Origin of the sequence: Streptomyces sp. NPDC006265, assembly GCF_040613555.1 — a bacterium.
GTDB lineage: Bacteria > Actinomycetota > Actinomycetes > Streptomycetales > Streptomycetaceae > Streptomyces.
The window spans coordinates 1-11,716 of record NZ_JBEXSH010000194.1; the positions used below are offsets into that span (position 1 = coordinate 1).

An 11,716-nucleotide genomic window follows, 5' to 3' on the forward strand; every position below is an offset into this window, starting at 1 on the left:
GATCGACGCGTGCTCCGGCCGGTCGGCGTCGCGCAGGACGGCGACCGCGGCGGTGATGTCGGGGTGCTCTTCCAACACGGCCTCGATCTCACCGAGTTCGATGCGATGGCCGCGCAGTTTGATCTGGTCGTCGACGCGCCCGAGGAACTCCAGGGAGCCGTCCGCCCGGTATCTGCCGCGGTCACCCGTGCGGTAGAGCCGCCCTCCGGCACCCGCGGTGTCCCCGGTGGGGAACCGCTCGGCGGTCAGGTCGTCCCGGTCCAGGTAGCCGAGCGCGATCCCGGCCCCGGACAGGACGATCTCGCCGGCCGTGCCGGGCTCGGTGACCGTCTCACCCAGGTGGGTCGTACCGCTGTCGTCCACGGCGGCCAGGTAGAGGCCACTGCCGTCCAACGGGCTTCCCAGAGAGATCACGTCGGGCTGCTCGACGCGCGCGGCGGTGGCCCAGATCGTGGCTTCCGTCGGGCCGTACATGTTCCACAGCTCCGCACCGCGGGGCAGGAGGCGACGTGCGAGTTCAGGGGTGAGGGCCTCTCCGCCGCACCAGAGTCTGGCGCCCGTGGCGCCCTGCCACTCCGTCGCGAGGAGCATGCGCCAGAAGCTGGGTGTGGCCTGGATGACCTGCGGGGCGTGCTCGTCGACGAATTCCTGGAACAGGTACGGGTCGAAGCGCACGTCGTCCGGAACGGCGAGGAAGGACGCCCCGACCGTCAGCGGCAGCAGCATCTCCGCCATGGAGATGTCGAAGGACAGGGCCGTCGCGGCGACCATCACCTCACCCGCCGCGAGCCCCGGTGTGGAGACGAGCCCCGCCAGCCGTTCCAGCAGCGCCGTGTGCGGGACCATGACGCCCTTCGGCAACCCTGTTGATCCCGAGGTGTACATGACGTAGGCGATGTCGGCCATGACCGGCTCGCGGGGGACGACCGGCCCCCCTGCGGCGGCCGCGGGCTCGATGGCGAACACGCACTCCGCCGTCTCGCGCAGGACGAGGGACGGCCTGGCGTTCGCGAGGACCCGCTCGCGGTGGGCGGGTGGACTCTCCCGGTTCAGAGGAAGGACCGCGCACCCGACGCCGGCGGCGGCGAGGATGCCGAGCGCCCCGCCTGCGGGACCGGTCGCGTCGAGGGCGACCAACGACCCGGGCCGGGTGTGCGCGAGGATCTCCTCACCGAGGGCGAGGGCCCGTGCCGAGAACTCACGGTAGGTGTAGGTGCGGACGGCCCGCACGGCGGCCGCGTCCGGGGTGCGTGCCGCCTGGGCCTCGAAGGCGTCTCGTATCGTCTTCATACGTCCACTACTTCACGCGTGGCCGGACACGGCCAGGGTGTCGTCCAAGGTCCGCATCGGCGGTCCGCCGCCGCAGGGCGGATCCCTTCCCTGATCTCCGCTGTCCCCACTTCATTCCCCATCCCGGCGGTTCACAGAAGCTACGGCGAGTTCGGCGCGGGCGGCCACGGATTCCGCCTGAAACGGAGCGGCCGGTTCCATGAAAGCGTCGAACCGGCCCTCGAGGGCGGACGTCGGACGCGGCACGGCGATCGGGTTCATCCGGGGGTTCGCGAATGAATCGTCGAGTGACATCGGCTTACCGTCGAAGGTTCCGGCCACTTCCGCACGTACGCTGTCGGTTAAACTCGCACCGGCGTCGGACATTCCACTCCTTGAAGGTACTGCCCCGGGCGCGGACGTCATTTCGACGCCTCGCGGGGGTTTTCACGGACGTGTCGTCTCAGGGCAATAGCGAGAACGCGGGCAGGGCTCACGCACGGCGGGGCCGATAGCCCACCACCATGTCCTGCGTCGGCGCGCGAGGTCAGGCCCCGGCCCTCCGCGGTTTCTCCGCGCTCAGCACGCGCGAGCGTCACGCTCGCACAGCGGCACCACTCATCGGTCGTACGGCAAAGCAGGATGCGCCCCGCATCACCTTTCCCCCTTTCCGTCGGCCAGCAGCATACGACGGCAGCGATTCGCCCTCTCGACGGTCAATGACGGGGGGTCCGCTGCCCGCCTCGTGTCCAGCCGAGCGATGCACTGGTGATGCACCCGTCCCCCACGAGGTGTCCCGAAGGACGTTGCCACTGTATGGCGTGTGACCGAATCATGGAAGGGTTGATCATCTTTACTTACCGGAACACGACTTGAGTCAGCGTCAGGCCGGTGCCGGGGCCACGCGGACTTACTTGCGGAGTAATTCCACGGTTGGGGCATCGGATTGACTAACGGATGGTTCTCCGCGATCCGGGCATCGCTCTCACCGTAGCCCACTTCACACAACACCGGTCGTACGGGCCTGCTACGGAAGGCCGTTGACAGAATCGCCGGGCGCTAAGAGCATGGGCGGTACGCTGCGTTTCCTTTGCGCGCGTTCGGAAAGAGCCCCGCCGCGCGGACTTTCGGGGACTTCGCGTTCTCTCCTCGCCTCCGTCGGCAGGGCACGGCACCGCCGGGCCCGTCGCCCCGGGGCGGTACCGCTTCCGCCACTCGTTCCTTCCTTCTCCCCGGCCCACCCCTGGCCGGGCACGTGTGCTGCGCGATGCCCGCGTGCCCCGCCCGCGCACCGGCACTCACCCTCGAGTACCAGGAGATCCCCATGCAGTTGTCACTGAGCGGCGCGAAGATGGCCGGTGTCTCCGGCCTGCGCAGCATTATGGAGGACGTGGCCGCCAGCACGGCGGACGCGTCAGCGGGTGACTGGCTCAACCTCAGCGTGGGCAATCCTGCCTCCGTACCGGAGGCGAGCGACATGTGGCGGACCGCGCTGGCGGACTCGCTGGCCGAGGACTTCGAGCGGGTGAGCTGCCGCTACGGCCCCTCGCGCGGCAGCCGGTCCCTCATCGAGGCCGTCGTCGAGTACTTCCGCCGGGCGTACGGCTGGCGGATCGGCCCGGAGAACGTCGTGGTGGGCCCGGGCAGCCAGATGCTGTGCTTCGCCGCGGCCGCCCTCTTCACCGGCCCCGGAACGCGGGGTGAGCGGAAGATCGTCCTGCCCATGGTCCCCGACTACACCGGCTACCAGGGCATGTGCATGCACGCAGGGGGCATCGTCGGAGTGCCGCCCCGGATCGAGCGACAGGGCGACCACCGCTTCCGCTACGCCCTGGACGTCGAGGGCCTGAGGCGGCAGTCGGACATCGGCATGATGCTGGTCTCCAGCCCCGGCAACCCCACCGGACGCGCCCTGGACCGGGCGGACCTGGACGCGCTGACCACGCTGGCGGCCGAGCGTGACGTGCCGCTGCTCCTGGACCAGGCGTACGGCTCCCCGTTCCCCCGGATCGCCGAGGTGCGCACCGAGCCGGTGCTGCACGACCACCTGATCAACTGCTTCTCCGCGTCCAAGGCCGGGCTGCCCGGGGAACGCGTCGGGTTCGCGATCGGCTCCCCTGAGTACGTCGACGCGCTGGCGTCGTTCATGTCCAACTCCGTCCTGCACGCCCCTCAGCTCCCCCAGGCCGCCCTGGCCCGCATCATGAGGGACGGGCGGCTCGACGATGTCACCCGGGAGGCGATCGTCCCCTACTACCGGGAGAAGAAGCGCTTCGCCGATGACCTGCTGGCGGAGACGATGCCGGCGGACATGGACTGGCGGATGCACTCCGGTGCCGGGGGGATGTTCTGCTGGCTGTGGGTGGACCACCCGTGGTTCGACGACGTCGAGCTGTACCGCAGGCTGAAGGAGAGACGGGTGTTCGTCGTGCCGGGCCGGCACTTCTTCGTGGACCCGCTCTCCTCCCCCGCCGTGGCCGGCCACGCGACGCGGTGCTTCCGCATCAGTCTCAGCGCCGAGGAGAAGGTGCTCACCGAGGGCATCCGCCACGTGGCCGATGTGCTGCGGGAGATGCGCGCCGAGGCGCCCGTGACGACCAGGTGACGCCACCGCCCCCGCCGGCCCCCCGCGAGGGCGGCCGGCGGGCTCGTGACGGACAGGCGACGAGGACCGGTGAGCTCGGACACGCGCGGGAAGGGGACGTGATGCGGGGTGTGGACCTGCGTTTCCGTGCCCTCGTCTGCGCGTACGCGGTGTCCGGCTACGGCAACTACCTGAACCTGATCGCGCTGAGCCTCTTCTCGTACGAAGCCACCGGCACGGCCTTCGGGGTGGGCCTGGTGATGGCGCTGCGTCTGTTCTCGGGGTTCGTCGCAGGGCTCACCGCCGCCGCGCTGTCGGCCAGGACCACCCGCCTGCGGACGATGGTCCGCGCGGACCTCGCCCAGGGCCTCGTCATGACCGTCCTGGCCCTGTGCGCGACCGATACGCCGACCTGGCTGCTGTGCTGCGCCGTCGTCGTCATGGGGGCGGGGAACACGTACTTCACCGTCGCCCTGCGCAGCTCCATCCCCGCGATGGTCGGGCAGGCGTCCCGTACCCGCGCGAACGGGCTGCTGGTCACGGCGCGTTCGATCGCCACCGTGCTGGGCTTCGCCTCGGCTGCTCCCGTCATCGGATTGGGCGGTTACGGCGCCGCTTTCGCGGTCAACGCCGCGAGCTTCGCGGTGTCGGCGGGGGCGCTGCTCGTCCTGCGGCCGCGCACGGACGGCGAGGAGGAGCCCGCACGGGAAGGGGACGGCCGGGGCAAGGACGCCGACCGTCCGTGGCGCCGCCCGCGCCTGTGGCACGGGGTGGCCGGGCTTCCCGGCCTGCTGCTCGGCATGATCCTGCTCCGGGGGGTCGACGCCCTCGCGTCCTCCTCGCACAACGTCGCCCTGCCCGTGGTCGCACACGCCGGCTCCCCGTCCGATCCGGCGCTGTTCATGACCCGGTTCTGGGTGGCGTGGGCGGTGGGCACCATCGCCGCCCACCTGGTGCTCAAGCGCACCCAGGGGGGATCGGCGTGGGGCGAACGGGCCTTCGCGTTCGGTACGTCGGTGATGGCGGTGTCCTTCGTGGCGGCGTTCACCGGCCTGCCCGCCGCCGCTCTCATGGCCGCCGCCGCGTGCGCGGGCTTCGCGGACGGCTGGACCGAGATCGTCTACACCTCACGCCTGCAGGCCGCACCCGACCGGCAGCGCAGCCGGCTGTTCGGGATGTCCGCCACGGCGGAGACGGCCGGCTTCGCGCTGGGCACGGTGCTGGCCGCGGCGGCTCTCGAAGCGCTGCCTGCCCTGACGGTCGTCGGGATGTTTCACGGTGCGGCGGTGTGCGGGGCGCTGCTCCTGCTGCTGTTCGCCGCAGCCGCGGCCCGGAGGTCGTCCACGAGTGGAGAAGAAGGGGACACGCATGGAACGCGTACAGGGACAGGCACTCTGCCGGGGTCCTAAGCCCGAGTACACCGAGGACGACCCTCGCACCGCCGTGGACGCTCTGCTGCGAGCCGCCGACGCGGACTCCGGCGCCGGTGTCGTAGCGATCGCCCCGGACGGCACCCCGATCAGCCTGCCCTACCGCGAGTTGCTGTCGCGGGCCCGCCGGCTGCTGACCGGGCTGCGTGGGCGCGGGCTGCGTGCCGGCGACACGGTGGTGCTGTGCGGGCTCGAACTGGCGGAATTCTTCCCCGCCTTCTGGGCCTGTGTGCTGGGCGGCGCCCGGCCCGCGGCGATCGCGGAACGGGCCGTCCCGGGCTCCCCCGCCTACGAACGCCTGCTGCACACATGTGCCGTGCTGGACGGACCGCTGGTGCTCACCGACGCGACCGGTGCCCGGGACCTGGCCGCCTCCGCTCCCCACCTGCGGGTCGCGATCGCGCACGACCTTCTGGGCGCGAACCCCTCGGACGACCACGTCGAACCGGCCGGGACCGACGTCGCGCTGCTGATGCTGTCCTCCGGCAGCACCGGTGGACCCAAGGCGGCACAGCTCACCCATGCCGGTCTGGCGGACCTCGCCGCGAGCTCCCGGCGGATCATGGACGTACGGCCGGACGACACGATGGTGAACTGGCTGCCGGTCGACCACAGTGGCGCGTTCCTGCTGTACCACGTGCTGGCGGTCTTCGTGGGCTGCACCAACGTCCACGCGCCGACCGAGCGGGTCCTGGCCGAACCACTGCGCTGGCTCGACCTCGTCGAGACGTACGGGGCGCAGCACAGCTGGGCGCCGACCTTCGCGTACGGACTGGTCGCGGACGCGCTCGCCGAGCGGCCGGACCGCGTACGGAGCCTGGGCGGCCTCAGGACGCTGCTGTGCGGCGGCGAGCAGATCGTGCTGCCGGTGCTGCGCCGTTTCCTCGACGCCACCGCCGCGTCCGGGGTGCGGGAGGGGCACATCGTGCCGGTGTGGGGGATGGCGGAGACGGTCACGGCCGTCACGTACGGACGGCTGGACCGGCCGGGCACCGTGCACCGCCTGCTCAAGAGCAGCATGGGCGGCGGCCTGGTGCGGGCCGAGCCGGGGACCCCGGAGGACGACTGCGTCACCTTCGTCGCGGCCGGCTCGCCGGCGCACGGGGTCACCCTGCGCGTCGTGGACGACCGGGGCGAGGCGGTGCCGGCGGGCAGGATCGGCCGCCTCCAGGTGCACACGCCCGCCCGGCTCACCCCCGGCTACGTGAACAACCCGCAGGCGGACGCCGACGCGTTCCCCGTGGGCCGGGACTGGCTGGACACGGGCGATCTGGCGTTCCTCGACGGCGGGCAGGTGGTGATCACCGGCCGGCGCAAGGACCTGATCATCCTCAACGGGCACAACGTGTACTGCCACGAGGTCGAGGAAGCGGCGACCGCCGTGGCCGGGGTCCGCCAGGGAGAGGTCGCGGCCTGCGGCGTACCGGACGAGGACAGCGGTACGGAGCGGCTGGCCGTGTTCTTCGTGACGCGCGGTGCCGACCAGGACGCGCGAATCGTGCGGGAGGTGAAGGCGGCGCTGTTCTCCCGGCTGCGTCTGACCGCTTCCCACGTCCTGCCCGTACCGTACGGCGACTTCCCGAGGACGCCCGCCGGGAAGGTGCGTCGCGCCGAACTCCGGCACCGCCTGATCGCCGGCGGCTTCCGCCCCGGGTCCGCGCCGCACGCCGACGGCGTCCCCTCCCCCGACCTGACGCGGGTCGTGTGCGAGGAGATCGACGCCGTGCTGGGGCATCCGGTGGACGCACACGTGCCGTTCTACGAGCTGGGGCTGAACTCCCTGCTGCTCACCCGCCTTCGCGCCCGCCTGGAGCGACGGCTCGCGACGTCGATCGCGCAGACCGCGTTCTTCGAGCACCCCACGGCCACGGCGCTCGCCGCGCACCTGACTGCCAACCCCGGGGACCGGCCGCAGCCCGTGACCACCACCTCAGGGGGCGACGCGGCCGAACGGCGCGTCGCGGTCGTCGGCCTGGCGCTGCGCTTTCCCGGCGCGGACTCGGCGGACGGGTTCTGGGCGAACCTGCGCGACGGCGTGGACAGCGTCCGGGTCTTCGACGAGGAACGCCTCGCCGCGGCCGGGCTGTCCCCGGAGCAGCGGCGCGCCCCCGGTCTGGTCCCGGTCGCGGGCGTCATCGACGGTGTCGACGCCTTCGACGCGGACTTCTTCGGGATGAGCCCCCGGGAGGCCGGGCTCACCCATCCCGCGCACCGGTTGTTCCTGGAGTGCTGTCACGAGGCGCTCGAGGACGGCGGCTACGCGGCGGCCGGACCGGGCACCAGGGTCGGGGTGTTCGCCGGTACGGGCATGAACCTCTACGACCACCAGAACCCGCCCACGGCCGGCGTGACCGACAGCCCGGACGACCCGGCCGCCGGTATGCAGGCCGCGATCGGGCAGCAGCCCGACTTCCTCGCCTCCCGCGTCGCCTACCGGCTCGGCCTCACCGGCCCGGCCATCGGTGTGCAGACGGCCTGCTCCACCTCGCTGGTCGCCGTCCACCTCGCCGTGCAGGCGTTGCTGAACGGTGAGGCGGACCTGGCCCTGGCCGGCGCGGCGGCCGTGCACCTGCCGCAGGAGGGCGGCTACCGCAGCCACCCGGGGTCGATCCTGTCGCCCACCGGACGCTGCCGGGCCTTCGACGCGGAGGCCGACGGCACCGTCGGGGGCAACGGCGTGGCGGCCGTCCTGCTCAAGCGGCTCGACCGTGCGCTGGCCGACGGCGACACCGTGCACGCGGTCATCCTGGGCTCCGCCGTGAACAACGACGGGGCGGGCAAGGTCGGGTTCAGCGCGCCCGGTGTCGCGGGGCAGGTGGAGGTCGTGCGCCAGGCGCTGCGCAGGGCGGACGTCCCCGCCGACACGATCTCGTACGTGGAGGCGCACGGGACGGGCACCCGTCTCGGCGATCCGGTGGAGCTGGAGGCACTGGGCAGAGCGCTCGGCGAGGGCACCCGGCGTACCGGATTCTGCACGGTCGGCTCGGTGAAGCCGAGCATCGGGCACCTCGACAGTTGCGCCGGTATGGCCGGCCTCCTCAAGACGGTCCTCATGCTGCGCCACCGCACGCTGGTGCCCACACTGCACCTGACACGCCCCAACCCGGACCTGCGCCTGGAGGACGGCCCGCTCGTCCTGGGCACCGAACTGCGGCCGTGGCCGACGCGGGACGGCGTACCGCGCCGGGCCGGGGTCAGCGCGCTCGGCATCGGCGGCACGAACGCGCACGTGGTGCTGGAGGAGGCCCCGCCCGCCCCCGAACCCGCCCCGAGCCCCCGCGCGTCCGAGCTCCTGGTGCTGTCGGCCCGCTCCGAACACGCGCTGGACCAGGCGTCGGACCGGCTGGCGGCGTTCCTGCGCGGCGAGCGGCCCGTGCTGGCCGACGCCGCGTTCACCCTGGCCACGGGCCGACGCCACTTCCCGTACCGGCGCACCGTCTGCGGGTCGGACGCCGAGGCGGTGGCCGCCGCGCTGGAGAGCGGCGACCCCGCGTACGTGACGACCGGACGGGCCGCCGCGACCCCGCCGCACGTCGCGTTCCTGTTCAGCGGGCAAGGCGCCCAGCACCCGGGCATGGGACGGGAACTCTACGACGCGGAGCCGGTCTTCCGGTCGGCCGTGGACACCTGCTCGGAGCTTCTGCGGCCTCACCTGGACAGGGATCTGCGCGACGTCCTCTTCCCCGAGGGCCCCGCCGACGCCGCCCTCCTGGGACAGACCCGGTGGGCGCAGCCGGCGCTGTTCGTCGTCGAGTACGCCCTGGTCGCACTGTGGCGGGCATGGGGCGTGGAACCCTCGCACCTGCTCGGGCACAGCCTGGGGGAGTGGGTCGCGGCGTGCGTCTCCGGAGTCTTCCGGCTCGAGGACGCGCTGCGGCTGGTGGCCCTGCGCGGCGAACTGATGCAGCGCTGCGGGGCCGGAGCGATGCTCGGTGTGGTGGCCGAGCGGGACGCGGTGGAGTCCGCGCTGCCCGAAGGCGCCGGCCTGGCCGCTCACAACGGTCCCCGCGACTGCGTCGTGTCGGGCCCTGTCGACGCGGTCGAGAAGTTCGCCGTGACGGCCGACGAGCGCGGGTGGTCCACCCGACCGCTGGAGGTGTCCCACGCGTTCCACTCGGGACTCATGGAACCGGTCGTCGACGAGTTCGTCGCGGCGGTGGCACGGGTGGAGCGCGCGGCGCCCGGAATTCCGTTCGTCTCCAACGTGACCGGTGACTGGATCACGCCGGAACAGGCGAGGGACCCGAGGTACTGGGGACGCCACATACGGCAGTGCGTGGAGTTCGCCGCCGGTGTGCGCCTGCTGGTGCGCAAGGCCGCACCGGTCCTCCTGGAGGTCGGGCCCGGACAGACCCTCGCAGGCCTGGTGCGGCGCACGCTCGCCGACGCGGACAAGGGGAGCGTCACGGTCACCGCGTCGCTGCCGCACCGCCGCGACCCGCGCGGTGCCGGTGAGACGATGCGCCGCACCCTGGGCCAGCTGTGGCTGAACGGGGCTGCTCCGGACTGGGCCGGCTACTACGGCGAGGACGGGCGGCGCCGCGTTCCCCTGCCCACGTACCCCTTCGAGCGCAAGCACTACTGGCTGGAGCCCGCGGCCCCCCGCGTGTCCCGCGAACCCGGCCGCCACCCGCTGCTGGACGAGGTGCTGCTCCGGTCCGCCGGACAGACCGTATTCCGGTCCGAGCTGTCCCTCGACCGCCACTGGGTGCTCGCCGAACACCGCATGCTCGGTGAGGCCATCGTCCCCGGGACCACCTACCTCGAGATGGGCCGCGCCGCCGCCACCACCCATCTGGGCCGCCCCGTCACCGAGATCAGGGACGTCGACTTCCTGGTGCCGCTGCTCGTGCAGGAGCACAGACCTCGCACCGTGCACATCACCGTTCGCGAACTCGCCGACGACCTCGTGGAGTTCTCCGTGGCCGGCCACGATCCCGAGCGCGATGTGTGGACCGTCCACGTCCAGGGCAAGGCCGCCTCGGGACCTCTCGTCCCGCTGCCGCGTCAGGACCCGGACGCCCTGCTCGCGCGGTGCGGTCTGGAGACCGTGGACCTCGGCAGAGCCCAGGCGGAGCACAAGGTGATGGAGTTCGGCCGCCGCTGGACGGACAGCCTGCGCACCATGCACGTCGGTGTCCGGGCCGCGCTCGGCATCCTCGACATGCCCGAGCGGTACCGCTCCGAGTGCGAAGACCACGTCCTCCACCCGGCTCTGCTCGACCTGGCGACGGGCTTCAGCGGATTCGCCGTCCACGAGAGCAGGGCGGAGGTACAGGAGTACCGCGGCAGCCGCGCCTTCTTCCTGCCCGTCGGCTACGACTCCCTCCGCATCCACGCGCCACTGCCGCCCACCGGGACCAGTCTCATCACCCCCCACCCGGACGCCGAACGCGGCAGTGAGATCCGCAAGGTCGACGTCACCATCCGCGACGCCGACGGCAATACCGCGGTCGAGATCCTCGGCTTCACGGTGAAGCGCGTCCCCGACCCCCGGCACACGGTCGCCCGCATCCGTCCGCACTCCCGCCACCACACCCTGCGCTGGATCCCCGCGCCGGCCGTCACGGAGCAGCGCGAGGCGCCCGCCGCCGTCCTCCTCGTGACGGAAGGGGGCGGGCTCTCCCGGGACCTCGGCGGAGCACTGCGCTCCCGAGGCGCACGGGTGATCACGGCCGAACTCGCCGGGGAGTGGAGTGCCCTCGGCGACGACCATTACGGCGTGCCCCCCACCTCCGAGGGGTGGGAACGGCTGCTCGACGCGCTGGGCGAGGCGGTGCCCGGCGAAGCGGTGCTGCTCGCCGCTCCCGCCGGCGACGCCCAGCGCGGAGTCGAGGAGCTCGACCGACGGCTGCGCGGCGGGGCGGACAACCTCTTCCACCTCCTCCGGGCCCTGGCGGCACGGGACGCCGTCCCCGGCCGGCTCGCCGTGATCGCCCCTCACGTCGCGCGCGTGACCGGCGAGGAGCCGGCCACGGCCCCCGTACACGCGACCCTGTTCGGCATGGCCAAGGTCATCGGTCAGGAGCACGAGGGGACGGAGGTCCTCTGCGTCGACGCCGACGACGACACCGACGCGGACGCGCTGTGCGCCGAACTCCTCCGGCCCTGGTCACCGGCCCTGGTCGCGCTGCGCGGGAGCGGGCGTCATGTCACCGAACTGGCGCCGCTGCACCTGCGGGACCGCTCACGCCAGGAGGACGAGCGGCCCGAGGGCGTCCACCTGATCACCGGCGGCCTCGGCGGCCTGGGACTGTCCGTGGCCCGGCATTTGAGCCGCACCGTGCCCGGCATCCGGCTCGCGCTCGTCGGCCGTGGGGCCCCGGACCCGCGTGACCCTCGCGAGGAGACGGCCGCCGAGGACCCGAGACGCCGGCGGCAACTGGCCGCCCTGCGGGAGCTGGAGGAGCTGGGCGCCCAGGTGGGCTGCTAC

At 72.6% G+C, this 11,716-nt stretch carries 5 protein-coding genes; 3 read left to right on the plus strand and 2 right to left on the minus strand.

The features are described 5' to 3' along the window. Positions 1-1,290: amino acid adenylation domain-containing protein (locus ABZ281_RS17895; protein ID WP_356656526.1), on the minus strand; the 1,290-nt coding region annotated here is incomplete at its 3' end. 111 nt (positions 1,291-1,401) lie between these two features. Then, complete coding sequence (locus ABZ281_RS17900; RefSeq protein WP_356656528.1) at positions 1,402-1,656, minus strand: hypothetical protein; 255 nt, start codon at positions 1,654-1,656, stop codon at positions 1,402-1,404. 937 nt (positions 1,657-2,593) lie between these two features. Here ABZ281_RS17900 and ABZ281_RS17905 point away from each other — a divergent pair. The 3 genes from ABZ281_RS17905 to ABZ281_RS17915 form a co-directional block, all read left to right on the plus strand. Then, on the plus strand, positions 2,594-3,874 hold the full coding sequence (locus ABZ281_RS17905; RefSeq protein WP_356656530.1) for a valine--pyruvate transaminase: 1,281 nt from the start codon (positions 2,594-2,596) through the stop codon (positions 3,872-3,874). 101 nt (positions 3,875-3,975) lie between these two features. Continuing rightward, on the plus strand, positions 3,976-5,262 hold the full coding sequence (locus tag ABZ281_RS17910; RefSeq protein ID WP_356656532.1) for an MFS transporter: 1,287 nt from the start codon (positions 3,976-3,978) through the stop codon (positions 5,260-5,262). After that, a partial coding sequence (locus ABZ281_RS17915) for a beta-ketoacyl synthase N-terminal-like domain-containing protein (protein ID WP_356656534.1) occupies positions 5,222-11,716 on the plus strand: 6,495 nt, incomplete at its 3' end. The genes ABZ281_RS17910 and ABZ281_RS17915, both read left to right, overlap by 41 nt.

Excerpts from the sequence above, each read along its gene's own strand:
- ABZ281_RS17905 (WP_356656530.1), top strand. The coding sequence starts at position 2,594 with ATGCAGTTGTCACTGAGCGGCGCGAAGATGGCCGGTGTCTCCGGCCTG.
- ABZ281_RS17900 (WP_356656528.1), bottom strand. The coding sequence starts at position 1,656 with ATGTCCGACGCCGGTGCGAGTTTAACCGACAGCGTACGTGCGGAAGTG.
- ABZ281_RS17910 (WP_356656532.1), top strand. The coding sequence starts at position 3,976 with ATGCGGGGTGTGGACCTGCGTTTCCGTGCCCTCGTCTGCGCGTACGCG.